The 25,803-nt window shown below is 70.0% G+C and carries 23 protein-coding genes; 7 read left to right on the top strand and 16 right to left on the bottom strand.

What is annotated here, in order from left to right; translation table 11 throughout:
• Positions 1–55: 55 nt before the first annotated feature.
• Complete coding sequence (locus Aut01nite_RS04770; RefSeq protein WP_043522159.1) at positions 56–601, top strand: hypothetical protein; 546 nt, start codon at positions 56–58, stop codon at positions 599–601.
• A 53-nt stretch (positions 602–654) separates the two neighbouring features.
• Here the strand turns inward: Aut01nite_RS04770 and mdh are convergent, their stop codons facing one another.
• The 7 genes from mdh to icmB all read right to left on the bottom strand — a co-directional run bounded on the left by mdh (position 655) and on the right by icmB (position 8,548).
• Entirely contained in the window at positions 655–1,605 is a 951-nt protein-coding gene (gene mdh / locus Aut01nite_RS04765) for a malate dehydrogenase (RefSeq protein WP_043522160.1), read from the bottom strand.
• A 121-nt stretch (positions 1,606–1,726) separates the two neighbouring features.
• A complete protein-coding gene (purH, locus tag Aut01nite_RS04760) occupies positions 1,727–3,292 on the bottom strand; it encodes a bifunctional phosphoribosylaminoimidazolecarboxamide formyltransferase/IMP cyclohydrolase (RefSeq protein ID WP_043522162.1) in 1,566 nt (521 codons plus the stop codon).
• Positions 3,289–3,906, bottom strand: coding sequence for a phosphoribosylglycinamide formyltransferase (gene purN / locus Aut01nite_RS04755; protein ID WP_043522163.1), 618 nt, complete (start codon positions 3,904–3,906; stop codon positions 3,289–3,291). Before purN ends, purH begins: the two co-directional genes overlap by 4 nt.
• A 9-nt stretch (positions 3,907–3,915) precedes the next feature.
• On the bottom strand, positions 3,916–5,388 hold the full coding sequence (locus Aut01nite_RS04750) for a cell division protein PerM (protein WP_173476630.1): 1,473 nt from the start codon (positions 5,386–5,388) through the stop codon (positions 3,916–3,918).
• A 107-nt stretch (positions 5,389–5,495) separates the two neighbouring features.
• A complete protein-coding gene (gene sucD / locus Aut01nite_RS04745) occupies positions 5,496–6,377 on the bottom strand; it encodes a succinate--CoA ligase subunit alpha (RefSeq protein WP_043522164.1) in 882 nt (293 codons plus the stop codon).
• A gap of 4 nt (positions 6,378–6,381) precedes the next feature.
• Positions 6,382–7,560 (bottom strand): ADP-forming succinate--CoA ligase subunit beta, encoded by a 1,179-nt coding sequence (gene sucC / locus Aut01nite_RS04740; protein ID WP_043522166.1) that lies wholly within the window; start codon positions 7,558–7,560, stop codon positions 6,382–6,384.
• A gap of 583 nt (positions 7,561–8,143) precedes the next feature.
• On the bottom strand, positions 8,144–8,548 hold the full coding sequence (gene icmB, locus Aut01nite_RS04735; protein WP_043522167.1) for a coenzyme B12-dependent isobutyryl CoA mutase small subunit: 405 nt from the start codon (positions 8,546–8,548) through the stop codon (positions 8,144–8,146).
• A 421-nt stretch (positions 8,549–8,969) separates the two neighbouring features.
• Here icmB and Aut01nite_RS04730 point away from each other — a divergent pair, with 421 nt between their 5' ends.
• Together Aut01nite_RS04730 and Aut01nite_RS04725 are read left to right on the top strand one after the other, a co-directional pair.
• Complete coding sequence (locus tag Aut01nite_RS04730; RefSeq protein ID WP_043522170.1) at positions 8,970–9,710, top strand: M23 family metallopeptidase; 741 nt, start codon at positions 8,970–8,972, stop codon at positions 9,708–9,710.
• A gap of 146 nt (positions 9,711–9,856) precedes the next feature.
• Positions 9,857–10,624 (top strand): M23 family metallopeptidase, encoded by a 768-nt coding sequence (locus Aut01nite_RS04725; protein WP_043522172.1) that lies wholly within the window; start codon positions 9,857–9,859, stop codon positions 10,622–10,624.
• Positions 10,625–10,679: 55 nt separating this feature from the next.
• Here Aut01nite_RS04725 and pcrA read toward each other — a convergent pair whose 3' ends face one another.
• Complete coding sequence (gene pcrA / locus Aut01nite_RS04720) at positions 10,680–13,115, bottom strand: DNA helicase PcrA (protein WP_043522173.1); 2,436 nt, start codon at positions 13,113–13,115, stop codon at positions 10,680–10,682.
• A 169-nt stretch (positions 13,116–13,284) separates the two neighbouring features.
• Between pcrA and Aut01nite_RS04715 the strand changes: the two genes are divergently transcribed.
• A complete protein-coding gene (locus tag Aut01nite_RS04715) occupies positions 13,285–15,090 on the top strand; it encodes a bifunctional metallophosphatase/5'-nucleotidase (RefSeq protein ID WP_043522273.1) in 1,806 nt (601 codons plus the stop codon).
• Positions 15,091–15,325: 235 nt separating this feature from the next.
• Positions 15,326–15,616 (top strand): chorismate mutase, encoded by a 291-nt coding sequence (locus tag Aut01nite_RS04710; RefSeq protein ID WP_043522175.1) that lies wholly within the window; start codon positions 15,326–15,328, stop codon positions 15,614–15,616.
• A 135-nt stretch (positions 15,617–15,751) separates the two neighbouring features.
• On the opposite strand, the gene Aut01nite_RS04705 is transcribed toward Aut01nite_RS04710, so the two are convergent.
• From Aut01nite_RS04705 to Aut01nite_RS43255, 8 genes are all read right to left on the bottom strand, one after another.
• On the bottom strand, positions 15,752–16,714 hold the full coding sequence (locus tag Aut01nite_RS04705; protein WP_043522177.1) for an ABC transporter ATP-binding protein: 963 nt from the start codon (positions 16,712–16,714) through the stop codon (positions 15,752–15,754).
• A complete protein-coding gene (locus tag Aut01nite_RS04700; protein ID WP_043522178.1) occupies positions 16,707–17,738 on the bottom strand; it encodes an ABC transporter ATP-binding protein in 1,032 nt (343 codons plus the stop codon). The genes Aut01nite_RS04705 and Aut01nite_RS04700 overlap by 8 nt, the downstream gene beginning before the upstream one ends.
• An 82-nt stretch (positions 17,739–17,820) precedes the next feature.
• On the bottom strand, positions 17,821–18,708 hold the full coding sequence (locus Aut01nite_RS04695; RefSeq protein WP_052163151.1) for an ABC transporter permease: 888 nt from the start codon (positions 18,706–18,708) through the stop codon (positions 17,821–17,823).
• Complete coding sequence (locus Aut01nite_RS04690; protein ID WP_043522180.1) at positions 18,701–19,627, bottom strand: ABC transporter permease; 927 nt, start codon at positions 19,625–19,627, stop codon at positions 18,701–18,703. Before Aut01nite_RS04690 ends, Aut01nite_RS04695 begins: the two co-directional genes overlap by 8 nt.
• Positions 19,628–19,714: 87 nt before the next feature.
• A complete protein-coding gene (locus Aut01nite_RS04685) occupies positions 19,715–21,349 on the bottom strand; it encodes a peptide ABC transporter substrate-binding protein (RefSeq protein ID WP_043522181.1) in 1,635 nt (544 codons plus the stop codon).
• Between the two features lie 244 nt (positions 21,350–21,593).
• Positions 21,594–22,262 carry a response regulator gene (locus tag Aut01nite_RS04680; RefSeq protein ID WP_043522182.1) on the bottom strand — a complete coding sequence of 223 codons (669 nt, stop codon included), beginning with the start codon at positions 22,260–22,262 and terminating at the stop codon, positions 21,594–21,596.
• Complete coding sequence (locus Aut01nite_RS04675; RefSeq protein WP_043522183.1) at positions 22,259–23,515, bottom strand: ATP-binding protein; 1,257 nt, start codon at positions 23,513–23,515, stop codon at positions 22,259–22,261. Before Aut01nite_RS04675 ends, Aut01nite_RS04680 begins: the two co-directional genes overlap by 4 nt.
• A gap of 67 nt (positions 23,516–23,582) precedes the next feature.
• Complete coding sequence (locus Aut01nite_RS43255) at positions 23,583–23,939, bottom strand: hypothetical protein (protein WP_236642495.1); 357 nt, start codon at positions 23,937–23,939, stop codon at positions 23,583–23,585.
• Between the two features lie 45 nt (positions 23,940–23,984).
• On the opposite strand from Aut01nite_RS43255, the gene Aut01nite_RS04670 reads away from it, so the two are divergent.
• Positions 23,985–25,301: a PspC domain-containing protein gene (locus Aut01nite_RS04670; RefSeq protein ID WP_236642496.1), complete on the top strand. Its 1,317-nt coding sequence runs from the start codon at positions 23,985–23,987 to the stop codon at positions 25,299–25,301.
• Positions 25,298–25,645, top strand: coding sequence for a phage holin family protein (locus tag Aut01nite_RS04665; protein ID WP_043522185.1), 348 nt, complete (start codon positions 25,298–25,300; stop codon positions 25,643–25,645). The genes Aut01nite_RS04670 and Aut01nite_RS04665 overlap by 4 nt, the downstream gene beginning before the upstream one ends.
• Positions 25,646–25,803: the final 158 nt, after the last annotated feature.

Here is a 25,803-nt window from a genome sequence, read left to right as displayed (position 1 = left end):
GACGAACCGGCGCACCGAAAAGCAGGCAGTCGCGGCCGCCACTTAGCATTCAGCGGTGATCGACAATGTCTGGTGGGAACGCAACCGCAAGTGGGCCACGTTTGCGCTGATCGCACTGCTGATCGGGCTGTTCGCCGCCGGCAAGTTCACCGTGGCGGCCTACGCCGGCCTGGCCCGCCTGGTCAGCGGCGGGCACACCGGGGTGATGGCGGTCAGCGGCTGGCTGCTGTTCCTCGCGCCGTTCGTGCTGGTCTGGCTCATCGTGCTGTTCACCACGCAGTCGTCGGCCCGGAAACGGACCGCCGTCTGCATCGGCATGCTGTTCCTCCTGGTACCCAGCATCCTGCCGGTCTACCCCGGCGACACGAATCACTGGCTCGCCGACGCCGTCAGCGGGCCCGGTGGCAGCGCCGTCGTCACCGGGATGCGCAACGGCTTCCTGGCCGGGCTGGCGCCGTCACTCGTCGCGCCGTTCGTGCTGTTCAACGACGCCCTCAAGGAATCCCTCGGGGAACGCGTCCGGCTGATCGCCCTCGCCGTGCCGGTCATGGCCTTCGTCATCGCGACCCTGATCGCCGCCGTCGTGCTGTCCCGGCCATGAGAAAGGCCGGGGCGTTCGGAGCGCCCCGGCCTTTCTCGGTGGAACCGTGTGGATCAGAGGTGCGCGACGTCCGCCTGCTTGGCGCGGACCGCCTCGGCGGCCTCCTTCAGGCCGGCCAGCTCGCTCTCGGTGAGCTTGTCCTCGACGACCTTCTTGATGCCCTGCGCGCCGAGCTCGGCCTCGACGCCCAGGTAGACGCCGGAGATGCCGTACTCGCCGTCGACCCAGGCGCAGACCGGCAGGACCACGCCGGAGTCCTCGGCCACGGCCTTGGCCATCCGGGCCGCGGCGGCCGACGGGGCGTAGTAGGCCGACCCGGTCTTCAGCAGCGCGACCACCTCGGCGCCACCGTTACGGGTCCGGACCACCAGCTCCTCGATCTTGTCGGCCGGAAGCAGATCGGACAGCGGCTTGCCGTCGACGGTGCAGCGCGACGGGACCGGCACCATGGTGTCGCCGTGCGAGCCCAGGGTCAGCGCCTTGACGCTGGCGACCGGAACGTTCAGCTCCTCGGCGATGAAGTTGGTGAACCGGGCGGTGTCGAGCACACCGGCCTGGCCGAAGACCTGGTTCTTCGGGAACTGGGTGGCGAGCTGGGCCAGCGCGGTCATCTCGTCGACCGGGTTGGACACCACGATCACCACGGCGTTCGGCGCGTACTTCTTGATGTTCTCGGCGACCTGACGAACGATCTTCGCGTTGACCTCGAGCAGGTCCATCCGGCTCATGCCCGGCTTACGCGGCAGGCCGGCGGTGACGACGACGACGTCCGAGCCCTCGATCTGCTCGTAGCCCTCGCCGTTCGGGCCGGTGCTGACACCGACGACCTTGCTCTCGAAGCCCTCGATCGCGCGGGACTGGTTGAGGTCGAGAGCGATGCCGGCCGGCTTGCCTTCGAGGATGTCGGTGAGGACCACCGTCTCGAAGATGTCGTACTCCGCGAGACGCTGCGCGGTCGTGGACCCGTAGAAACCGGCGCCTACGACGGTTACCTTCTTGCCCATAGCTCTGCACTCCCAGTGTCCGGGCGATTTTTCGCGACCGTATCAGCCGGTTAACGGTTGATTACCAGCCGGTCGGCTGAACGGGAGATAAGCCACCTCAGCCGACCGGTTTCGGTTGTGATCAGTGGTAGAAGTGACGCGTACCGGTCAGGTAGACGGTGATGCCCGCCTTCTCCGCCGCTTCGATCACCAGGTTGTCACGGATCGAGCCGCCCGGCTGGACCACCGCCTTGACGCCCGCCTCGATCAGCACCTCGAGACCGTCGGGGAAGGGGAAGAACGCGTCCGAGGCCGCCACGCTGCCCGCGGCGCGCTCGGCACCGGCCCGGTCCACCGCCAGCTTCGCCGAGTCGACCCGGTTGACCTGGCCCATCCCGACACCGACCGTGGCGCCGTCGCTGGCCAGCAGGATCGCGTTGCTCTTCACGCTGCGGATCGCCCGCCACGCGAAGGCGAGATCGGCCAGCTGAGCGGCCGAGGCCGGCTCGCCGGTCGCCAGAGTCCAGTTCGCCGGGTCGTCGCCCGCCGCGTCGATCCGGTCCGCGGTCTGCACCAGCAGCCCGCCCCCCACCTGCTTGATCTCCGCCGCCGGCGGGTTCCAGGCCGGGGCCACCAGCACCCGCAGGTTCTTCTTCTCCCGGAACAGCTCCAGTGCCTCGGCCTCGAACGACGGCGCCACCACGACCTCGGTGAAGATCTCCCCCAGCTGGCGCGCCAGCTCGACGGTGACCTCACGGTTGACCGCCACGACACCACCGAACGCCGAGACCGGGTCACAGGCGTGCGCCTTGCGGTGCGCCTCGGCCACGTCCGCGCCGATCGCGATGCCGCACGGGTTGGCGTGCTTGATGATCGCCACACACGGCTCGGTGAAGTCGTTGGCGCTACGCCAGGCAGCGTCCGCGTCGACGTAGTTGTTGTAGGACATCTCCTTGCCGTGCAGCTGCTCGGCCTGGGCCAGGCCGGCCGGCGCGGCCGGGTCCAGGTAGAGCGCGGCCTTCTGGTGCGGGTTCTCGCCGTACCGCAGGGTGTTCTCCCGGCGCAGCGCCAGCCCGTCGAACGCCGGCCACTCGGCCTCGTCCACCAGGGCGGCGGCGGTCCAGCGGGCGACCGCCACGTCGTACTCCGCGATGTCCGCGAAGGCCTGGGCCGCCAGCGCCTTACGCTGCTTCAGCGTGAAACCGCCGGCCGCGGCGGCCTCGGCGACCAGCGGGTACGCCGCGGCGGAGGTGACGACGGCGACCGAGGCGTGGTTCTTGGCCGCGGAACGGACCATCGCCGGGCCACCGATGTCGATCTTCGCGATGCAGTCCTCCACACCCGCGCCCGAGGCCACCGTCTCGGTGAACGGGTACAGGTTGCTGACCAGCAGGTCGAACGGCTCGATGCCCAGCTCGGCGAGCTCCGCGACGTGGCTCTCCAGCCGCAGGTCGGCGAGCAGTCCGGCATGCACCTTCGGGTGCAGGGTCTTGACCCGATCGCTGAGGATCTCCGGGAAACCGGTCAGCTCCTCCACCCGGGTCACCGGCACACCGGCCTTCTCCACGGTCGACGCGGTCGAACCGGTGGAGACGATCTCCGCACCGGCGGAGTGCAGCGCCTGCGCCAACTCGACGATGCCGTCCTTGTACCAGACGCTCAGCAGCGCCCGCTTGATCGGACGACGACCCTCGTCAGTGGTGGTCACGGAATCCGTACCTTTCTGTCCTGGATGGTCCAGCCCTCACGGACCAGGCGGCCGACACAGTCGACCAACTGGGCCCGCTCGGCCACCTTGATGCGCTCGGTGAGCGTCTCCTCCGTGTCGTCGTCGAGCACGGGGACCACGGTCTGCGCGATGATCGGGCCGGTGTCCACACCGGCGTCCACGAAGAACAGCGTCGCCCCGGCCACCTTCACCCCGTAAGCGAGCGCGTCCCGCGGCCCGTGGATGCCGGGGAAGGCAGGGAGCAGCGCGTTGTGGGTGTTGATGTACCGGTCGCCGAACGCGTCCAGGAACTGCTTGCCGACGAGTTTCAGGAAACCGGCCGAGATCACCAGGTCGGGCCGGTGCTCGGCGACGTGCGCGGCGAGCGCGGCGTCCCAGTCGTCACGGCTCGGGTAGGCCTTCACCGAATCCACGAACGTGGGGATGCCGGCGGCCGCGGCGTGCTCCAGGCCGGCGATCCCGTCCCGGTCGGCGCCGACGGCCACGACGACGGCGCCGTACGCCGGGTCGGCTGTCGCTTCGAGAAGAGCCTGCAGGTTGCTGCCCGATCCGGAGATGAGGACGACCAGGCGGGCGGGCGCGGGGGCAGTCACCTTTGCACCCTATCTCCGCGGGGTTGCCCGTCCCTTGCCGGGGCGTTTGGTGAACGCCCTCGTCGCGGCCGCCCCGATGCCGACCGCCACGGCCACCACGATCGCGGTCATCACACCGGTCTGCACCGGGTCCGGGCCGATCCGGGACAGCCGGCCGGATCCGAGCGAGCCGCCGGACAGCCAGGCGAGCAGCCCCAGCACCAGACCGGCGACCGGGCCCGCGAACAGGGCCGGGGCCAGCACCATCGACCAGGCCGGCTCGGTGCCGGCCGGGCCGGCGCCCGACGCCCGCCAGGCGTTGTCCCGGCCGAACCGCAGCCGCTGGGTGAGCGCCCAGCCCGCGATGGCGGCGGCGATCACCGGCAATGCCAGCAGCAGGGTGCCGCGGGTGCCCATCGGGCCCTCGGGGAGGCCCGCGACCAGCGGCACCATCGGCGTCGCGCCGACCGTCACCTCGGTCAGCCGGACCGTCGTGCCGACGCCGAGCGCGAAACCCGGGCCGAGCAGGTAGGCGGCGGCCCAGATCGCGACGTTCACCGCGTACCCGATGCTGACCAGGGTGATCCCGGCCTGGCCGGCGACGCCGGTCTGGTAGCCGGCGATGATGTCGGCCGCCTGCGCGCCGCCGAGCGCGACGGCGAGCCCGCCCGCCACCGCGCCGGCGCCGAGGATCAACAGGGCCGCGACCAGGCCGGCCCGGATGCCGTGCCGCATCGCCTGCGGCGCCCGCCGAGCCAGGGTGGCGACCGCGCCCGTGCCGCGCAGGGCGCCGAGCAGGGCCCCGGAGAAGCCGAGGATCAGAAAGTGCGCGGCGGTACGGCCGACGGTCACGTCGGTGCCGCGGCCGTCGACGAGAACGGCGGCAAGGGCGCCGACCAGCGCGTACGCCGAGGCGACCAGCAGCGCGACCAGCAGCGCCCGGCCGGCCGACCCGCTGTGCCGCGCCCCGATCGCCCGGGTGACGTGCAGGCCGGCCCGGTTGAGCCGCCAGATCATGAAGACCGTGAGCAGCAGCGGGGTCAGCGCCAGCGGGCCGATCGAGGTGCCGATCGGCACGCCGTGCCCGAGCAGCCAGCCGGCCAGCCCGGCGTGCGCGGCCCCGGCCAGGCCCGCGGACCCCTCCAGGGTGCGGGCCAGCCCGATCACCACGGCCACCGGCAGATAGCCGAGCAGGGCCGCCCACAGGGTGGCGAAGAGCACCGCCACCAGCAGCGGGGCACGCCGTCCCCGCGGCGGGCGGCGCTGGATCGGCACCCGGACGGTCTCCCGGCGCCCGAGCATCGCGTCGTCGACGACCACCGTGTCGTGCTGCCGGTCGCCGTCGGCGCCGATCGCCTCGGTGGGCCGCTCGACCGGCTCGGCGGGCGCGATCACCGGCCGGTCCCGATCGATGGCGGCGGTGTCCCGCACCACGGACTGGAGCGCCTCGGCGACCGCGAACGGGTCCTCCGAGCCGCCGGGCCGGTCGGTTGTGCTGGACATCGCGCCTACTTTTCCATGCCGTGGCCACTACGGCGACACAGATGCGACGGCGCGCCGCCGATCGGGTCGTTCCCCGATCGACGGCGCGCCGTGTGCACGGTGCCGATTCAGCTCAGGATGTCGCGCATGAGCTGGGCGGTCTCGGACGGCGTCTTGCCGACCTTGACGCCGGCCGCCTCGAGAGCGACCTTCTTGGCGTCGGCAGTGCCGGCCGAGCCGGAGATGATGGCGCCGGCGTGGCCCATCGTCTTTCCGGGCGGCGCGGTGAAGCCGGCGATGTAGCCGACGACCGGCTTGGTGACGTTGGCCTTGATGAACTCGGCGGCCCGCTCCTCGGCGTCGCCACCGATCTCACCGATCATGACGATCGCGTCGGTGTCCGGGTCCTCCTGGAACGCCTTCAGCGCGTCGATGTGGGTGGTGCCGATGATCGGGTCACCACCGATGCCGACCGCCGTGGAGAAGCCGAACTCCCGCAGCTCGTACATGAGCTGGTAGGTCAGCGTGCCGCTCTTGCTGACCAGGCCGATCCGGCCGTGCGGGGTGATGTCGGCCGGGATGATGCCCGCGTTGGAGGCGCCGGGCGACGCGATGCCGGGGCAGTTCGGCCCGATGATCCGGGTCTTCTCGCCCTTGGCCACGTTGTACGACCAGAAGGCCGCCGAGTCCTGCACCGGCACACCCTCGGTGATCACGATGGCGAGCGGGATCTCGGCGTCGATCGCCTCGACCACCGCGGCCTTGGTGAACGCCGGCGGCACGAAGATGACGGACACGTCGGCGCCGGTCTCCGCGATCGCCTCGGCAACGGTGGCGAAGACGGGCAGCTCGGTGCCGTCGAAGTCCACCTTGGTGCCGGCCTTGCGCGGGTTGACGCCGCCTACTACCTGGGTGCCCGCGGCGAGCATCCGCTTGGTGTGCTTGGAGCCCTCACCACCGGTGATGCCCTGGACGATGACCTTGGAGTCCTTGGTGAGCCAGATAGCCATTAGTTCACTTCCCCGCAGCCGCGAGCTCGGCGGCGCGAGCGGCCGCTCCGTCCATCGTGTCGACCCGCTCGACCAGCGGGTTGTTGGCGCCGTCGAGGATGGCGCGGCCGGCCTCGGCGTTGTTGCCGTCGAGGCGGACCACGAGCGGCTTGGTGACGGTCTCGCCGCGCTCGGTCAGCAGAGCCAGGGCCTGGATGATGCCGTTGGCCACCGCGTCGCAGGCGGTGATGCCGCCGAAGACGTTCACGAAGACCGACTTGACGGCCGGGTCGCCGAGGACGATCTCCAGGCCGTTCGCCATCACCTGGGCGCTGGCGCCGCCACCGATGTCGAGGAAGTTGGCCGGCTTGACGCCGCCATGCTTCTCACCCGCGTACGCCACCACGTCCAGGGTCGACATGACCAGGCCGGCGCCGTTACCGATGATGCCGACCTCGCCGTCGAGCTTGACGTAGTTGAGGTTCTTCGCCTTGGCGGCCTGCTCCAGCGGGTCGACCGCGGACTTGTCCTCGAGCGCCTCGTGGTCGGGGTGCCGGAAGCCGGCGTTCTCGTCCAGCGTGACCTTGGCGTCGAGCGCCAGCACGCGGCCGTCGCCGACCTTGGCCAGCGGGTTGACCTCGACGAGCGTGGCGTCCTCGGCGACGAACGCCTGCCACAGCTTCACCGCGATGTCGACGACCTGGTCGGCGACATCGGCCGGGAACTTGGCGGCGGTCACGATCTCGCGCGCCTTCGCCTCGTCCACGCCCTTGCTCGCGTCGATCGCGATCTTGGCGACCCGGTCCGGGTCCTCCTCGGCGACCGTCTCGATCTCCATGCCGCCGGCGACGCTGGCGATGCAGAGGAACGTGCGGTTGGCCCGGTCCAGCAGGTAGGAGAAGTAGTACTCCTCCACGATGTCGGCCGTCTCGGCCAGCATCACCTTCTGGACCGTGTGGCCCTTGATGTCCATGCCCAGGATGTCGGTCGCGCGGGCCTCGGCCTCGTCCGCGCCGTCGGCCAGCTTGACGCCGCCGGCCTTGCCGCGGCCGCCGACCTTCACCTGCGCCTTGACGACGACCTTGCCACCGAGGCGCTCGGCGATCGCCCGGGCCTCCTGCGGGGTCTCGGCGACACCGCCGCCCAGCACGGGCAGCCCGTGCCGTTCGAACAGGTCGCGCCCCTGATACTCGAACAGGTCCACGTGTCTCCTTTCGCTCGCGACGCCAAGCGCCGGCAAGCCGCACCATTGCGTCCCGACCTGTGTGCGCGAGGCAGCGCGGCGCGCCGCCAGCGTGAGGATCGTCCGGCCATCCGCAAACTGACGAATGGCCCTCATCCGCAGAGTAGCGACCGAATAGGGCCCTGTGCCCGCGCGGGTACAGGGTGTGCAAGACCACACACCAGTGGGACGAAAGCGCAGCTCCGGGACGGTCGGGGCCACCGTGCACCAAGTGCCTGGGGAGATTTCACGACAGGTCTCGCGCCGTTGTGGTGAGGCATCTCGCCGGCGCCCGCGAAAAAGTCCCGCGGGCGCGCGTAACCGGCCCGCCGAGGGGTCGTTGAGTGTGGTGTCGGAGCGCTGCGGCGCCCGCAAGGAAGCGGCCGATGCCCTGTCGGTCGAGGGGTGGCGGCGGGGCATCGCGCATAGAGGGGCCGGACGTGTGAGGGGTGCGTCCGGCCTCTCCCCTTGCCTCCGACTGCCTCCGACCGCCTCCGGCTGGTTCTCAGGGCCGCCTCGGCGGCGTCGAGACAGCTGTGAGAACCAGCCGGCTCAGTCCCACCGGTCAGGAGACCGGCGCCGCCACATTGGCGCGGACCCATTCGACGACGGTTTCGAGTGAGGTACCGGGAGTGAATAGCGCGGCTACCCCGAGTGATTGCAATTCCGTGATGTCGTCGTCCGGAATGATGCCGCCGCCGAATACCACGATGTCGGACGCGTCACGCTCCGCCAACAGTTCGAGCACTCTCCGAAAGAGCGTCATGTGCGCGCCGGAGAGCACGGACAGGCCGATGCCGTCGGCGTCCTCCTGAATCGCGGTCTCCACGATCTGCTCCGGGGTCTGGTGCAACCCGGTGTAGATCACCTCCATGCCGGCGTCGCGCAGGGCGCGCGCGATCACCTTGGCCCCGCGGTCATGCCCGTCCAGCCCGGGCTTGGCGACGACGACCCTGATCCGTGCTTGCATGCTGACCCCTTCGGGCTCTCCGACCCCGGTGTCCGGCCGCCACGCGGGACGACCGCCGTGGTCACCTGAACGAACGGTAACCTGCCGCGCCGGGCCGGGGTAGCCGCTGACCACGGCCGATGGGCACGAGGAATAGTTCCCTGGGTCACATTACTTTCCGTTTCGTGTTCAATTACACACGGTCGCCACAACCGGGTTCCAGAAAGGTAATCAATTCGGACAATAGCTGATCAATGCCGACCAGGAACTGTCACGAAATTGGCGCTGCGACTTGTGACCCGGTCGCCGTTTCGTTACCGTGGCCACGGCTGTCACACAGGTTCCCCCCACGGCGACAGCCCGGCCGGACCGACGCTCAACCCAATTTCCCGGGATCTGAGCTCACCGCGCCGCCCGCAATGCCATCGACGGAGGGTCCTTCGTGCGCCAGCGCTTGTCGTCTGAGCCCGATCGCTATCGCGGCCGGCGTCGCGTTCCCACCCCTCCCCGCAGCCGCTACGCGGTCGTCGTCACCTCCGCGTTCATCGGTGCCGGCGTCGTCGCTCTCGGCGCCGCCTCGAACCTCCCGGATCAGAAGGCCGTCGACCCCGAGATCCTCCAGGGGATGTCGCAGAACTCGCAGGTCGCCACCGAGGCCCTGGAGAACCGCGAGGGCTCGAACGCCGCCTCCCGCGGTGAGAACCGTCAGGCGGCCACCGAGCTGACCGCCGAGCAGGCCGCCAAGGACACCTACCTGCTGCCCCTCGACGAGTACGAGTTCACGTCGGGTTACGGGGTCCGCTTCGGCCAGCTGCACGCCGGCATCGACCTGGCCGCCCCGGACGGCACCCCCTACAAGGCGATCCACGCGGGCACCGTGACCCAGGTCGGCTACAACGGCGGGTACGGCAACTCCATCACCATCAAGCAGGACGACGGCACCGAGATCATCTACGCCCACTCCCGGCGCACGCTCGTCGACAAGGGCGCGAAGGTCCAGGCTGGTCAGGTGATCGGCGAGGTGGGCAACACCGGTTACTCGTACGGCACGCACCTGCACCTCGAGGTCCACGTCAACGGCACCCCGACCGACCCGATCACGTTCCTGCTGCAGCGTGGCGTCGACATCAAGCTCCAGATGGAGTCCGTCTACGCCGGGATCGCCGCCGAGCAGGCTTCCTGACGTCTCCACTTTCCTGACCGGGACCACTTGAAACCTGCCCGGTTGCAGGTCGGTAGAACCCGGCTCCACCCCCTCAGCGCCGCCCGCTCCCGGACCGACAGGCATGTGACAAGCCAACGTCACGGCCGTCGGGGAGGAGCAACCGCGTGGGGCAGCATTCGTCATCAGGCCGAGGTGGCCGGCACCGCCAGGAGAATCTGCACCGGCACCGCGCCCCCGCCTTCCCCGCGCTCTTCGCCACCCGCAGCCGTTCCGCGCTCTCGATCACCGCGCTGAGCGCCACCCTGGCCGCCGGGGTCGGCGCCGCTACTGTCGCGGCGTCGGCGTCCCCCGTCGGTGGCCACGGCGGATCCGGTCTGCCCACCGCCGCGCACGCCACCGCGGCGCTGCCGATCGTCCCGCCGCCCGGCGACGACGCGCCCGCGAAGTTCCTGGAGCCGCTGCCCGAGGAGATCGGCGGCGCCCCGGCCGCCGCCCCGGTACGCCGGAAGGAACGCCCGCTCCCCGAAGCCGCCTGGGTGAACCCGAATCCGGCCGCCCGGACCACGTCCTGTTTCGGGCAGCGCTGGGGCCGCCTGCACGCCGGCGTCGACCTGGCCGCCCCGCACGGCACGGCGATCGTCGCGGCCGGCGCCGGTGTGGTCGTGGCGGCCGGCCCGAACGGCGGTTACGGCAACGCGGTCCTGCTCGACCACGGCGACGGCTGGCTCACCCATTACGGTCACCTGTCGGCGGTCGCGGTCGAGGCCGGCCAGACGGTCGAGGCCGGCCAGCGGATCGGCGACGAGGGCTCGACCGGGCACTCGACCGGCCCGCACCTGCATTTCGAGGTGCACCGGGGGCACTTCAAGAACCCGGTGGAACCGACCGCCTGGATGCGCGAGCACGGCGTGCCGATCCCCGGCTGCTCCTGAGATTCGCATCACCGGCTCAGCGTCGCTGAGACGGCGATGCGAACCAGCCGGGGCTTTACAGCTTGTCGATCGGGGCGTGGCGGAGGACCAGCCACATCACCTGGTCACCGAAGTCGATCTGCGCCCGGGTGCCCGGACCGTGCCCTTCCACGGCCAGCACCCGGCCCAGACCGTAGCGCTGATGGTTGACCCGGTCGCCCGGATCCACCTTCGGCGTCTGCTTGAGCTCGCTCGCGGTGGACAGCTTGCTGGCGTCGATACCGAGCCGTTCGGCGATGCGCTGCGCTTTCGGCGTGCCACCGGAGAAGCCGCCACCGCGCTGCCGGTCGCCGCCACCCCGGCCGCCGACCCCGCCGCCGGTGCCGGACCAGGACGTGTACGACCCGCCGGTCCGCTCCCAGCGCACCAGCTCGGCCGGCAACTCGTCGGTGAACCGCGACGGCGGGTTGTACTGCGGCTGGCCCCACGCCGACCGGGTCACCGCGCGGGACAGGTAGAGCCGCTGCCTGGCCCGGGTGATCCCCACGTACGCCAGGCGGCGCTCCTCCTCCAGCTCGGTGTTGTCGCCGAGTGCCCGCATGTGCGGGAAGACGCCGTCCTCCAGACCGGTCAGGAACACCACCGGGAACTCCAGCCCCTTGGCGGTGTGCAGGGTCATCAGCGTGACCACGCCCTGGTTGTCCGGGTCGTCGTCGGGCAACTGGTCGGCGTCGGCGACGAGCGCGACCTGCTCGAGGAAGCCGGCCAGGGTGGCGACCTGCTCGCCGTCGTCGGACGAGTCCGGATCAGCCAGCGACTCGACGCGCTCGGTGTACTCCCGGGCGACGCTCACCAGCTCCTGAAGGTTCTCCACGCGGCCCTGGTCCTGCGGGTCGAGGCTCTCCTCCAGCTCGCTGAGCAGGCCGGACCGTTGCAGAACCGCTTCCAGGACCTCCTCCGGCGGTGCGGACAGCGCCAGGTCCCGCAGATCGTCGAGGAGCTGCACGAAGTCGGTGATGCTGTTGACCGCGCGGGTGGAGATGCCGGGCGCGTCCTTGGCCCGCCGCAGCGCCTGGCCGAACGAGACCCGGTCTCGTGCGGCGAGGGCTTCGACGCAGGCCTCGGCCCGGTCGCCGATGCCGCGTTTCGGGGTGTTCAGCACCCGGCGGATGCTGACGGTGTCGTCGTCGTTCACGATCGCGCGCAGGTAGCCCAGCGCGTCGCGGACCTCCTTGCGCTCGTAGAAGCGCACCCCGCCGACCACCTTGTACGGCAGGCCGACGCGGATGAACACCTCCTCGAACACCCGGGACTGCGCGTTCGTCCGGTAGAACACCGCCACGTCACCGGGTCGCACGTCGTGGTTGTCGGTGAGCCGGTCGATCTCCCGGGCCACCCAGTCCGCTTCGGCGTGCTCGGTGTCGGCGACGTAGCCGACGATCTGCTCGCCCTGGCCCTGGTCGCTCCAGAGCCGTTTGGGCTTGCGCGAGGTGTTGCGGTCGATCACCGCGTTGGCGGCGGTCAGGATGGTCTGGGTGGAGCGGTAGTTCTGCTCGAGCAGGATCGTGCGGGCCTCCGGGTAATCCCGCTCGAACTCCAGGATGTTGCGGATCGTCGCGCCCCGGAACGCGTAGATCGACTGGTCGGCGTCACCGACCACGCAGAGCTCGCTCGGCTCGACGTCGCCACCGGTCACGCCGACCAGCTCACGGATCAGCGTGTACTGCGCGTGGTTGGTGTCCTGGTACTCGTCGACCATGACGTGCCGGAACCGGCGGCGGTACGCCTCGGCCAGGTGCGGGTGCGACTGGAACAGGTGCACCACGGTCATGATGATGTCGTCGAAGTCGAGCGCGTGCGCCTCACGCAGCCGCCGCTGATACAGCTCGTACGCCTCCGCGACGGCCCGCTCGTTCGGGCCCTTCGCGCCCTTCTTGTACTCCTCCGGCTCGATGAGCTCGTTCTTCAGGTTCGACACCTGGGCGGCCAGGCTCCGAGCGGTGTACCGCTTCGGGTCCAGGTCGAGCTCGCGGGCGACGAGGGTCATCAGACGGCGCGAGTCGTCGGCGTCGTAGATGGAGAAGGTGCTCTTCAGCCCGGCGTGCTCGTGCTCGGCCCGCAGGATCCGCACGCACGCCGAGTGGAACGTCGACACCCACATCAGCCGGGCGCGCGGGCCGACCAGGGCGGCGACCCGCTCCTTCATCTCACCGGCGGCCTTGTTGGTGAAGGTGATCGCCATGATCTCGCCGGGGTGCACGTCGCGCTCGGCCAGCAGGTAGGCGATCCGGTGGGTGAGCACCCGGGTCTTGCCGGAACCCGCGCCGGCCACGATGAGCAGCGGCGACCCGGCATGGGTCACCGCATCCCGCTGCGGACCGTTGAGACCGGTCAGCAGCTCCTCCGGGTCGAGGCGCCGGGCGGCCGGGCGGGGCGCCGGCCGGGGCGGCGCCGGGGTCCGCACCGCGGGCAGCGAGAACAGGGCGTCGGAAGGTTCTGAGGAAGGTCGCATCGCGGGAGCCAGTGTATGCCGACCCACCGACACGAATCCGCCGCCCGACCCCCGTACCCATCAGCGTCAGACTATGAATGCGTCACCCCGAAGTGTGGCGATGAATCGACCGGTCCACCAGGCTGTCCGGGTCGACGAAAAAATCTCTCCGATCGGGGGACCCATGAAGATGCGGCGTCACCTTGCCGGACCGGCCGCTCTGCTGGCCGCGGCCGGCGTGCTCACGGCGATCCCGACCACACCGACCGCCGCCGCTCCACCGCCCGAGTTCGCCCCGGCCTCCGCCTACTACGGAGGTGGAGCTCAGACGGTCCAGGGCCAGATCCTCAGCTACAACGACTTCCACGGGGCGATCGACCCACCGACCGGCAGCGGCGCGGTGGTCAACGCCAGCGGCACCAGCACCCCGGCCGGCGGAGTGGAGTACCTCGCCACCGTTCTGAAGAGGCTGCGTGCGGAGCGGCCGACGATCACGGCCGGGGCCGGTGACCTGATCGGGGCGAGCCCGCTGGTCAGCGCGGCGTTCCACGACGAGCCGACGATCGAGCTGATGAACGAGATCGGGTTGCAGGTCAGCTCGGTCGGCAACCACGAGTTCGACGAGGGCGTGGCGGAGCTGATCCGGATCCAGCGGGGCGGCTGCCACCCCACCGACGGGTGTCAGGACGGCGATCCGTACCGGGGCGCCCGCTTCACCTATCTGGCGGCGAACACCATCGACAAGCGGACCGGCAAGCCGATCCTGCCGCCGATCGACATCCGGTACGTGGGCGGTGTTCCGGTCGGGTTCATCGGCCTGACCCTCGAAGGCACGGCGAACATCGTCAACCCGGCCGGCATCAAGGACGTGACCTTCACCGACGAGGTGGCGACCGCCAACAGGTGGAGCCGGGTGCTGACGTCGTACGGGGTGAAGGCCCAGGTGCTGCTCCTGCACGAGGGCGGCTCGCAGGGTTCGGCCACGCCGACGCCGGGCGTCTCGGACTGCGTGAACTTCACCGGCCCGGTGGTGCCGATCGTCGCGGGCCTCGACCCCGCGATCAGCGTGGTGATCTCCGGGCACACGCACCGCTTCTACTCGTGTGCGCTGCCCGGCAGCACGGGCCGGAAGACCATCGTCACCAGCGCCGGCGCCAACGGTCAGCTGGTCACCGACATCGACTACACGCTGGACCGGCGGACCGGCCGGTTCACCGAGATCAGCGCGCGGAACGTGATCGTCGAGAACGGGGTGCCGGACGGTGCCGGCGGCTGGCTCAAGGACGCGTCCGGCGCCTACCTGCGCAACCCGGACACCGTGGACGCCGCCGCCAAGAAGGTGGCTGACAAGTACCGCACCGCGGTCGCCCCGATCGCGAACCGGCTGGTCGGCAGCATCAGCGCGGACATCGTCCGGACGAACAACGCGGCCGGGGAGAGCCCGCTCGGCGATGTGATCGCCGACGCCCAGCTCGCCTACACCCGGCCGGCGGGCGCGCAGATCGCCCTGATGAACCCGGGCGGCATCCGCGCCGACCTGGACGCCGACCAGTCCTCCGGCGGCGAGGCCTACGGCCAGGTGACGTACGGCGAGGCGTTCACCGTCCAGCCGTTCAACAACCTGGTCGTCACCCAGAGCCTCACCGGCGCCGAGCTGAAGAACGTCCTGGAGCAGCAGTTCGTCGGGTTCGGCGGGCAGACCACCCAGCGGATCCTGCAGGTGTCGGCCGGGCTGACCTACACCTGGAGCGCGTCCGCGCCGCCCGGTTCCAAGCTGAGCGCCCTGGCACTGGACGGGACGCCGATCGACCCGGCCGCGACCTATCTGGTCACCACCAACGACTACCTGGCCAACGGCGGGGACGGGTTCAGCAATCTGACACTCGGCGACGGGCGGGTCACCGCGCCGGGTTTCGACGTGGACGCACTCGTCGCGTACCTGGCCACCGGCCCGATCGCGCCGGGACCGGCCGACCGGGTGACGACCACCCCCTGATCAGCCCCTACTTTCGTCCCAACACTCGGGCGGTTTCCTTGCGGGACCGTCCGAGCCGGGGGCATACTCGGCTCGTGATCCAGCAGGCGCGATTTTTTTACTACGGCACCGGAAGCCCGGCAGCCGTAGGTCGCTCCTGATTCCCAGACCTACATCAAGCCCCGGGCCGCCCAGCTCGGGGCTTGATGCTGTCCGGGCCGGGTTGGCCGGGACGCCAGCACCCGAGGAGCAGGACATGACCGCCGAAGTGATGGACCAGACCACCGGCGCGGGCGAGGAAGAGGCCGCTGCCAAGATCCGCGCGATCCGCGAGCGCATCAACGAGATCGACAAGACGATCATCGATCTCTGGCTGGAGCGCGCGTCGCTCTCGCAGGAGGTCGGCAAGACCCGGATGGCCAGCGGTGGCACCCGCCTGGTGCTGGCCCGGGAGCGGGAGATCATCGAGCACTTCCGCGAGGCGCTCGGCCCGGACGGCACACAGGTCGCCCTGTTGCTGCTGCGCTCCGGTCGCGGCCCGCTGTGACCGGAGCTTCGTGCACTGTCGCGAGTTGAGGCCGCGCCTGCCGTGGTCCTCGCTGTCCGGGCCGCGGGTAGCCCGTACCGGAAAAGAGAAGAGACGGGCCGCGACGGGCCGCAGACCGTGCCCGTCGCGCATCCCTCAATGAATACGCCGGATCTCGGCGAAGTGGCAGGCGCTGGGGTGCGGCGAGCGTTCCCGGATCTGCAGCACCGGCTCCTGCTCGGCGCAGACGTGCTGCGCCTTCCAGCAACGGGTACGGAAACGGCAGCCGGACGGCGGATCGGCCGGTGACGGGACGTCGCCCTCCAGCACGATCTGGTTGCGGTGGCCCCGCAGGCGCGGGTCCGGCACGGGCACGGCCGAGAGCAGGGCCTGGGTGTACGGGTGGGTCGGCTGATCGTAGATCGCCACGTCGTGCCCCTGCTCGACGATCTTGCCGAGGTACATCACGGCGACCCGGTCGGAGATGTGCCGCACCACCGACAGATCGTGGGCGATGAAGATGTACGACAGCCCGAAGTCGTCCTGCAGCCGCTCCAGCAGGTTGATCACCTGGGCCTGGATGGAGACGTCGAGCGCCGACACCGGCTCGTCGCACACGATGATCTCGGGCCGCAGCGCCAGCGCCCGGGCGATGCCGATGCGCTGCCGCTGACCGCCGGAGAACTGGTGCGGGTACCGGTTGACGTGGTCCGGGTTCAGGCCGACCGTGTCGAGCAGGTCCTGCACGGCCTGCTGCCGTTTGCCCTTCGCCACCACGTCGGGGTGGATCTCGAACGGCTCGCCGATGATGTCGCCGACCGTCATCCGCGGGTTGAGCGAGGTGTACGGGTCCTGCATCACCATCTGGATGTTGCGGCGGGCCCGGCGCAGGTCACCGCCCTTGAGCCGGGTCATGTCCTGCCCGCGCACCATGACCGAGCCGGAGGTCGGCTTCTCCAGGCCGACCAGCAGCTTGGCCAGGGTCGACTTGCCGCAGCCGGACTCGCCGACCACGCCGAGGGTCTCGCCGCGCCGCAGGTGCACGTCGACGCCGTCGACCGCCCGCACCTGCTTGAAGTGCTTGACCAGGCCGCGGGTCTCGAGGACGACGTCACTCACCGAGGACCTCCCGGAAGAAGTGGCAGCGGGCGGTGCGGCGCGGCGCGATCGCGTAGGCCGGCGGCGGCGGGTCCTGGCGGCAGGGATCCTTCGCGTACCGGCAGCGCGGATTGAACGCGCACCCCTGCGGGATGTCGGTGAGCGCCGGCGGCAGGCCGCGGATCACGTTGAGCTGCTGGCCCTTGAGGTCCAGCCGGGGAATCGATTCGAGAAGGGCGCGGGTGTACGGGTGACCGGGGCGCGCGTAGACGTCGTGCACGGGCGCCTCCTCGATGACCCGGCCGGCGTACATGACCGAGATCCGGTCGGCGACGTCGGCGACCACGCCCATGTCGTGCGTGATCAGGATGAGGCCCATGTTGCGCTGCCGCTGGAGCTCCGCGAGCAGACCCATGATCTGCGCCTGCACGGTGACGTCGAGCGCGGTGGTCGGCTCGTCGGCGATCAGCACCTCGGGGTCGAGCGCCAGCGCCATCGCGATCATGACGCGCTGCCGCATACCGCCGGAGAACTGGTGCGGATAGTCGTCGACCCGGCTCCGCGCGGCCGGAATCCGGACCTGGTCGAGCAGGTCGACGGCCCGGTTCTTGGCGTCCGCGCGGGACATGCCGCGGTGCACCCGGAACAGCTCGGCCAGCTGGAAACCGACGGTGTAGACCGGATTCAGCGCCGACAGCGCGTCCTGGAAGATCATCGCGATCTTGTTGGCGCGCACCCGGCGCCGTTCGGCCCCGCGCAGTTTCAGCAGGTCGACGCCGCGATAGCGGATCTCGCCCTTGGTGATGCGGCCGGGCGGGGTCTCCAGGATGCCCATGATCGCGCTCGCCGTCACCGACTTGCCGCAGCCCGACTCACCGAGGATCGCCAGGGTCTCGCCGGGGTTCAGCCAGAAGCTCGCCCCGTTGACCGCCTTCGCCACCCCGTCCCGGGTGCGGAACTCCACATGCAGGTCGTTGACCTGCAACAACGGTGCCCGCGGGTCGGTACCGGGCAGCACGTCGATCTGCGCCTTGATGTCGGTCATGCCGTCGCCTCCGCTTCGCTCCGGCGCCGTCCCGGCCCACCTGTGGTGCTGACTGATTCGCTCGTAGGCTCGCTCATGGAGATCACCGCAGCTTCGGGTCGAAGGCGTCGCGGATGGCGTCGCCCAACATGATGAAGGCCAGCACGGTGGCGGCGAGGAAGGCGGACGGCCAGATCAGCGGCGCGGCCGCGATCCGGGCGTAACTCTGCGCGTCGGCGATCTGCAGGCCCCAGCTCAGCGCGCCGCCCTTCAGGCCCACACCCAGGTAGGACAGCGTCGCCTCGGTGGCGATGTTGGCGCCGAGCAGCAGGGTCAGCACCACGATGACGGAGGCGATCGAGTTCGGCAGGATGTGCCGGAACATCAGCCGCGCCGGGCCCGCCCCGAGCATCCGGGCCGCCGCCACGTAATCCTGGCTCTTCGCCGTGATCACCGAGGACCGCATGACCCGGGCCGAGGAGGTCCAGGTCAGCACGCCGAGGGTGAGGGTCACCGCCATCACGCCGTCGTTCTTCTCCCCCGCGGACAGCCGGCCGGAGAGGACGATCGCGCCGAGCAGGAACGGCACACCCAGCCAGATGTCGGTGAGCCGGGACAGCACCGCGTCGACCGCCCCGCCGAAGTAGCCGGCGGTCAGCCCGAACGCGATGCCGAGGATCCCGGCCAGCAGGGTGGACAGGATCCCGACCTGGATCGAGTTGCGGGTGCCGTGAACGGTCCGGGCGAACACGTCACAGCCCTGGAAGTCGTACCCGAAGATGGCGCCGCCGGACGGGCCCTTGTGCTGGTTGCCCAGCGTGCAGGAGGCCGGGTCGGCCGAGGTGAACAACGACGGAACCGCCGCCATCGTCAGCACCACCACGACCAGGACCGCGGCGCCCCAGAAGATCTTGTTGCGGCGCAGGTCGCTCCAGGCGTCGCCGGCGAGGCTGCGCGTCACGTTCACCACGGATCCTGGAGTCTCATTCATAGCGGATCCTGGGGTCGAGGGCGGCGTACAGCAGGTCGACGAGGAGGTTCACGAACAAGAAGATGATCACCAGGATGCTGACGAAGCCGACCACCATCGGGCCGTCCTCGTTGCGGATGCCCTGGGCCAGCTTCAGGCCGACACCCGGGATGTTGAAGACCTCCTCGGTGATCAGCGCGCCGGACATCAGCGTGCCCAGGTCGACACCGATCAGCGTGATCACCGGGATCAGCGAGTTGCGCAGCACGTGCACCCAGGTCACCCGGCGCGGGGTCAGGCCCTTGGCCCGCGCGGTCCGCACATAGTCCGACCGCAGGTTCTCCACCACCGAGGTACGGGTCACCCGCAGCTCGGTGGCGACCACGGTGGTGGCCAGCACGATCGCCGGCAGCAGCATCGCGTAGAAGGAGGCGTTCCGGGAGGCGGTCGCCGGGAACCAGCCCAGCTCCATGCCGAAGACCAGCTGCGCGGTCGGGGCCAGCACCACGATCGGCATGGCCAGCAGCAGCAGCGTCACCGCCAGGACACCGTTGTCGAAGAGGCTGCCGCGGCGGATGCCGGAGTAGACGCCGGCCACGATCGCGATCACCGCCGCGATGACGATCGCCATCAGCGACAGCCGGAGCGTCACCGGCCAGGCCTCCGACAGCACCGTGGAGATCTCCCGGCCGGTCAGGGACCGGCCCAGATCGCCGGTGAGCAGGCCCTGCATGTAGTACCAGTACTGGCCGAGGAACCCCTCGTCCAGGTGGTAACGCTCAGTGAGCTGAGCGCGCAGGCTGTCACTGACCGGTTTCTCGCCCGCCAGCGCCTGAACGGGATCGTCCTGGTTGGCGAACATCAGCGCGAATACCACGAAGGTGGCCCCGAAGAACGTCAGGATCATCTGCAGTAGGCGCCGCACGACATAGCGGAACATCCGGTTATTGCCTCTTCTTCAACACACCATGAGGTGGCGCCACGGTCGCATACCCTCCGTGACGCCACCATTGATCAAGCGGTCAGATCAGGCAACCGTCTCGATGTCGTACAGGTTCACGTTGGAGAACAGGTCCATCTCCACGTTCTGCACGTGCTCCGAGTACCCGAAGACGTTCATCCGGGAGAACAGCGGGATGACCGGCATGTCCTCGGCCAGCATGTCCTCGGCCTCCTGCCACTTCTTCTCCGCGGCGGCCTGGGTGGTGGCCTCCGAGCCCTTGGCCACCAGCTCGTCGAACTCCGCGTTCTCGTAGCCGTAGAAGTTGGAGGAGCCGTCGATGCCGTAGATCGGGCCGAGGTAGTTCTCCATCAGCGGGTAGTCCATGACCCAGCCCATACGCATCAGGCCGAGCGGCTCACGGGCCCGCGCCTTCGCCGTCAGGACCGCGAACTTCGTCTCCTGCACGCCGGTGCAGGTCACGCCGAGGATGGCCCGGATCTGGTTGCAGACCGCGTCGACCCAGGCCTGGTGGCCACCGTCGACGTTGTAAGTGATCTTGATTTCGGCGGGACCGCCGGCCGCGGCGTACAGCTCCCTGGCCTTGGACGGGTTGTAGTCACACGACTCGCCGCAGGTGTTCTCCCGGTAACCCGACACCACCGGCGACACGAACGACTTCGACACCAGCCGCGCACCGAGGAAGATCTGGTTGGTGATCTCCTCCCGGTTGATCGCCATCGAGATGGCCCGGCGGACGTCGGGGTTCTTGTACTCCGGCTGGTACAGCGGGAACCCGAGGAAGTCGATCGTCGAGTTGCTGCTCGTCTGGTAACGGTCGCCCAGGTCGGCCGACGCCTTGGACAGCGACTCGATCGGGATGTCGGTCTGCACGTCGATGTTGTTCGAGACCAGGTCGGCGTACTGAGCCACCTGGTCCTGGTAGACCTTCCAGGTGATGCCGTCGATCTTCGGCACCTGACCCTTGAAGTCGGCGACCTTCTCCACGACGATCTTGTCGTCGTGCTCCCACTGGCCCTTCATCTTGAAGGGGCCATTGCCGATGATCTTCTCCTCGAAGCCCTTGACGATCGAGCCGTCCTTGGCGAACGCGGCCTTCGGCAGCGGGTAGAAGACCGAGTAGGCGAGCACCGTCTTCCAGCCGGAGAACGGCGCGGAGAGCGTCACCGAGAAGGTCAGCTCGTTGATCACCTTGAGGCCGGAGAGCTTGTTGACCTTCGGCTTGGGCGCCTTCTGCGGACCCTTGCCGTCCGGGTCTTCGGGGTTCATCTCGGCGTAACCGGCGATCCGCGCGAAGAAGTAACCACTGTTCTGCGCGTTCGGCCCGTAGGCGCCGTAGTTCCAGGCGTCGACGTAGCTCTGCGCCGTGACCTTCTCGCCGTTGTGGAACGTGAAGCCCGGCTTGAGCTTGATCGTCCACACCCTGTTGGTCTTGTCCGGGCGGATCGCCTCGGCGGCGACCTCGACCGGCTGGTTCTGCGCGTTGACGTCCACCAGCGGGTAGAACAACGACTTCAGCACCTGAGAACCCGTGGCGTCACCGACGTTGGTCGGCAGGAGGGCGGCCGGCTCGGCGATACCGATCACGATGGTGTTGGCGTTCGCGCTCGCATCGTCCGCATCACCGTCACCACAGCCGGCGACCAACAAGGAGATGGCGGCCGCACAGGCCGCCATCTTCCATGGGCGTTTCCCAAACATGGGAGTGCCTCCTTCAGGGGCGCTCACGAGGGGTGTGTGAGTCGCTGCCACTGTGACACAGAGACACGAAAACCCGGAGCCCCGTTATCAAGCCGATATTCGCCGTATACATCCCGAGAAGATCCTTTGAGCATCCGTTTAGGCGGATTAAATCCTCCTGAACTGCGGATACTCCAAGGGGCTCCGGATCCGGCACGGAGCGCAGCTTAGCGCAGGGGCCACCGCCGGACCTCCGTCGGCCGGGTCAGACGAGACGCCGATCGGCCGCCCATCGTGACAGTTCGTAACGGTTACTCATCTGCAATTTGCGCAGAACGTTCGAAACGTGGGTCTCCACGGTCTTGATGGAGATGTAAAGCTCCTTCGCGATCTCCTTGTACGCATATCCCCGCGCGAGCAGCCGCAGCACCTCCCGCTCCCGGTTGGTGAGCTGATCAAGCTCCGGATCGGCCACCGGCACATCGGCCCGCGAAGCGAACGCGTCCAGCACGAAACCGGCCAGCCGGGGACTGAAGACCGCGTCGCCGTCGGCCACCCGGCGCACCGCCGCGGCCAGCTCGCCCGGCGAGATCGTCTTGGTCACATAGCCCCGGGCGCCGGCCCGGATCAGCCCGATCACATCCTCCGCGGCATCCGACACCGACAGGGCCAGGAACCGGACCTGCGGATGGGTGCGGCGCACCGACTCCAGCACGGCACGGCCACCGCCGTCCGGCATGTGCACATCCAGCAGCACCACGTCGGGCTGCACCGAGGCGATCCGGCTGACCGCCTCGGCCACCGAACTCGCCTCCCCCACCACATCGACGTGGGCGCCCAGTTCGGCGCGCACCCCGGCACGGAACATCGCATGGTCGTCGACCAGGAAGACGGTCAGCCGCCGCGCCTCCGGCTCGATCGCGGACTCGGTCATCGCACAGACTCCTTACCGGCGGTCACACTCTCCCTCGTCATGGAAAGCATGAGCCGCACCTCCGTACCGTCTCCGGGAGCGCTGCGGATCTCCGCACGCCCGCCATGGCGCTGCATCCGCCCGATGATCGAGCCCCGGACCCCGTGCCGGCTGTCCGCCACGCCGCCGAGGTCGAAGCCCGCCCCCCGGTCCCGGACGAAGACGCTCAGCTCATCCTCCTCCACCTCGGCGTAGAGCGAAACCGTCTGCACGCCCGCATGCCGGGCCGCGTTGACCAACGCCTCCCGGGCGGCCGCGACGAGCGCCGCGACCCGCTCGTCGCACGAGGTGTCACCCACCACGACGGTCTCCACGGTGATCGCGAAGGTGTCCTCGACCTCGGCCGCGGCCTGCTCCAGCGCCGCGGCGAACCGCTCGGTCGGCGAGGCGGTCGGCCGGTAGAGCCAGTTGCGGAGGCTGCGCTCCTGCCCGCGGGCCAGGCGCTGCACCTCCTTGATGTCGGCGGAGTTGCGCTGGATCAGGGCCAGCGTGTGCAGCACCTGGTCGTGGATCATCGCGGCCAGCTCGGCCCGCTCCTGCTCCCGGATCCGGCCCTCGCGCTCGGCCCGCAACTGCCCGAACGTGCGCCAGACCAGCGGGGCGACCACCACACCGACGCCGAGCAGGCCGACGAACGCGAAGATCACGCCGTTGACCACGGCGGTGAGCGAGCCGTTGGCGTAGACGGCGACCACGCCGATGATGCCGACCGCGACCAGGACCCCGCCACCGATGAACCGGAACAGGAAGGAACGCCTGTCGGTCTCCGACACGATGGCCGCGAACCATGGGGTGGACGCCAGATTCTCCGAGCGCATCTCGCGGCGGCTCGGGTCGGACTGGTGCCAGATCACGCCGGCGCCGACCGCGATCACCGCGATCATCCAGCCGGCCGTGGTGGCCACCTGATCCTCGAAGACCAGCGCCTGCAGCAGCACCACGCCCATGCCGATCGCGGCGAACGGCAGCAGGGCGCCGAAATCCCGGCGGGCCGGCTCCTCGTCACCGCGCGCCTCCTGCGGCAGCACCGCCCAGTAGGCGGCGTAGAGCAGCAGGCCGAGCGCGTTGAAGCCGAGCAGAACGACGAGCGTGATGCGGATCGCCAGGACCGGCATGCCGAGGTGGCGCGCCAGCCCGGCGGCGACCCCGGCGACGATGCGGTGGTCGCGCGGCCGGTAGAGACGGCGCGGTTGCGGCGCGGCAGCGGTGGTCACCCTCCGATCGTCACACGTCGCGGAAGGCGGTGCCACGGGGGTTTCCCCGGTACCCGGGGTCGATATCTCAGGGTGGCCTCAGGGTCGGTTCCGGAAGCGGGTGGGGTGTGGCCGCGAGCAGGATCGAAGCATGAACGACGAAGCTGCCGAACCCCGCGGGCCTTCCACGCCGGGTGCCGGTCCGCAGGACGCGCCGGCACCTTCCGCTTCTCCCACCACCGCCGATCAGCCCTCCCCAGGCCAGCCGGATCCGGCCCGGCCCGGCCCCGATCAGCCCGGCCCCGATCAGCCCGGTCACGGCCAGGCCGGTCCCGATCAGCCCGGTCACGGCCAGGCCGGTGCGGGTCATCCCGGCCCTGACCATCCTGGTGCGGGTCATCCCGGCCCTGATCATCCTGGTGCGGGTCAGCCCGGTGCGGGTCATTCAGGCCCCGGTCAGGCCGGTCCCGGTTTCCCGCCGGGATCCGGCGTGCCGCCCTGGGTCTCCGCCGCCTCCGCGGCCTGGGCCCGCCAGCAACTGGTCCGCCCCCGCCACGGCCGTTACGTGGCAGGCGTCTGCGGCGCCCTCGGCAGGGCCACCAACACCGACCCGGTGCTCTGGCGGGTGCTGCTCGCCGTGCTCGGCGTCCTCGGCGGCACCGGTGTCCTGCTCTATCTGATCGGCTGGCTGATCATCCCGTCCGACGGCGACTCCGCCTCCCCAGTCGAGTCGCTGCTCGGCAAGGGCCAGTCCGGGATGGCGCCGCTGTCGGTGGTGCTGCTCGGCGCCGCCGCGCTGATCACCTTCGCCTTCATCGTCAACTCCGGCGCCCGCGCCAGCATGCTCGCCGCGGCCGTCATCCTCGGCGCGTTCCTGCTGATCAAGCGGGGTGGCGCGCCCTCGTTTCCGGGCGCACCGGCAGCATCACCGTCCTCGGGCCCGGCTCCGGGTCCGGGTCCGGCGGCCGACGAGCCGACGATGGCGTTCACCGCGCCGGCCCCGGCCGCACCGGCCGCTGAACCGGTGAGCACGCCCACGCCGCCGCCGGCCTACACGCCACCGGCCTACACCCCGCCCGCCTACATCCCGCCTCCGCCGCCCGCCCCGCCGGCCGGGGGGTTCCGCCCGCCGTTCGCCCCGCACGGGCCGTTCGCCGGGCCCACCCCGCCGCCGCCTCCGCCGCCCGCCCCGCAGAAACCGCCGAAGCCGCCGAAGGAGCGCTCGATCCTGGGCCGCCTCACCTTCTTCGCCGTCGTCATGGTGACCGGCCTGGTCGGCCTGCTCGACATGAGCGGCCTGGACGTGGACATCTCCGCCTACTTCGCGGCGGCCCTGGTCACCACCGCTCTCGGCCTGATCGTCGGCACCTGGTTCGGCCGGGCCCGCGGGCTGATCGCGCTGGCCGTGGTGCTCAGCTTCGCACTGGGCGTCTCCTCCGGGCTGGAGCGCTTCGGCGAGGACTGGACGCCCAGCGTCTACCGCCCGACCACGCTCGCCGCCGTCGCCGACCAGTACGACTTCGACATCGGCAACGTCACCCTCGACCTGCGTGCCGTCGACTTCGACAAGCAGAGCCAGAGCATCGGCGTCACCATGGAGCTCGGCCAGCTCAAGATCCTGCTCCCGCCGGATGTCGACGCGACCGTCTCGGCCGGGGTCGACGGCGGCCGCATGGTCCTCTTCGGCGAGGAGTTCAACGACAGCTCGCCCCGGGAGGTCGCCGACAACGGCGCGCAGGGCACTGACGACGGCAAGCTCGCCCTCGACATCCGCGTCGAGGCCGGCAACCTGGAGGTGATCCGATGAAACCGCACCGGATGGACGGGGTGTCCCTCAGCTTCGGGCTGATCTTCCTGACCGTCGCGCTCTGGTGGGCGATCTCCCAGGTGATCACCCTCGAGCTGCCGGCGGTGGGCTGGATCGTGGCCGGCGGACTGATCTTCTTCGGGGTGATCGGCCTGTTCGGCGCCATCCGGTCCGGCCGGCGCGAGACGCCCGTCCCGGCGCCGGTCCCGGCCTCCGCAACCACCGGGACCCCCGGCGATCTGCCCCCGGAGATGCACGCCGCGATCGTCCGCGAGCTGCTGGACGACCCGGCCGACAAGTTCGACCGCGAGCACTCGACGGCCCAGCGTCCCGCCAAGGACTAGCGGCCCCGGCTTTCGACCGTGTGGGCTTCGGGCGCGAACAGCGGCCGAGGTCCACCCAAGGTCGGGACCCCGAAGCCGGCGGCTTTCCCGCCTGGTTCCCGTCTTACGGAGCCCTGAGGGATCCGCGAGACGGAACTCTGGCCCCCGCCCACGCAGGA

Origin of the sequence: Actinoplanes utahensis (assembly GCF_016862455.1) — a bacterium.
GTDB lineage: Bacteria > Actinomycetota > Actinomycetes > Mycobacteriales > Micromonosporaceae > Actinoplanes > Actinoplanes utahensis.
This window is presented reverse-complemented; position numbering and strand designations above follow the sequence as displayed.

Excerpts from the sequence above, each read along its gene's own strand:
- Aut01nite_RS04750 (WP_173476630.1), bottom strand. The coding sequence starts at position 5,388 with ATGTCCAGCACAACCGACCGGCCCGGCGGCTCGGAGGACCCGTTCGCG.
- Aut01nite_RS04685 (WP_043522181.1), bottom strand. The coding sequence starts at position 21,349 with ATGTTTGGGAAACGCCCATGGAAGATGGCGGCCTGTGCGGCCGCCATC.
- Aut01nite_RS04695 (WP_052163151.1), bottom strand. The coding sequence starts at position 18,708 with ATGAATGAGACTCCAGGATCCGTGGTGAACGTGACGCGCAGCCTCGCC.
- Aut01nite_RS04665 (WP_043522185.1), top strand. The coding sequence starts at position 25,298 with ATGAAACCGCACCGGATGGACGGGGTGTCCCTCAGCTTCGGGCTGATC.
- mdh (WP_043522160.1), bottom strand. The coding sequence starts at position 1,605 with ATGGGCAAGAAGGTAACCGTCGTAGGCGCCGGTTTCTACGGGTCCACG.
- sucD (WP_043522164.1), bottom strand. The coding sequence starts at position 6,377 with ATGGCTATCTGGCTCACCAAGGACTCCAAGGTCATCGTCCAGGGCATC.
- pcrA (WP_043522173.1), bottom strand. The coding sequence starts at position 13,115 with ATGCGACCTTCCTCAGAACCTTCCGACGCCCTGTTCTCGCTGCCCGCG.
- Aut01nite_RS04680 (WP_043522182.1), bottom strand. The coding sequence starts at position 22,262 with ATGACCGAGTCCGCGATCGAGCCGGAGGCGCGGCGGCTGACCGTCTTC.
- Aut01nite_RS43255 (WP_236642495.1), bottom strand. The coding sequence starts at position 23,939 with ATGACCCGCACCGGGCTGACCCGCACCAGGATGATCAGGGCCGGGATG.
- Aut01nite_RS04710 (WP_043522175.1), top strand. The coding sequence starts at position 15,326 with ATGACCGCCGAAGTGATGGACCAGACCACCGGCGCGGGCGAGGAAGAG.
- Aut01nite_RS04690 (WP_043522180.1), bottom strand. The coding sequence starts at position 19,627 with ATGTTCCGCTATGTCGTGCGGCGCCTACTGCAGATGATCCTGACGTTC.
- icmB (WP_043522167.1), bottom strand. The coding sequence starts at position 8,548 with ATGCAAGCACGGATCAGGGTCGTCGTCGCCAAGCCCGGGCTGGACGGG.
- Aut01nite_RS04700 (WP_043522178.1), bottom strand. The coding sequence starts at position 17,738 with ATGACCGACATCAAGGCGCAGATCGACGTGCTGCCCGGTACCGACCCG.
- Aut01nite_RS04715 (WP_043522273.1), top strand. The coding sequence starts at position 13,285 with ATGCGGCGTCACCTTGCCGGACCGGCCGCTCTGCTGGCCGCGGCCGGC.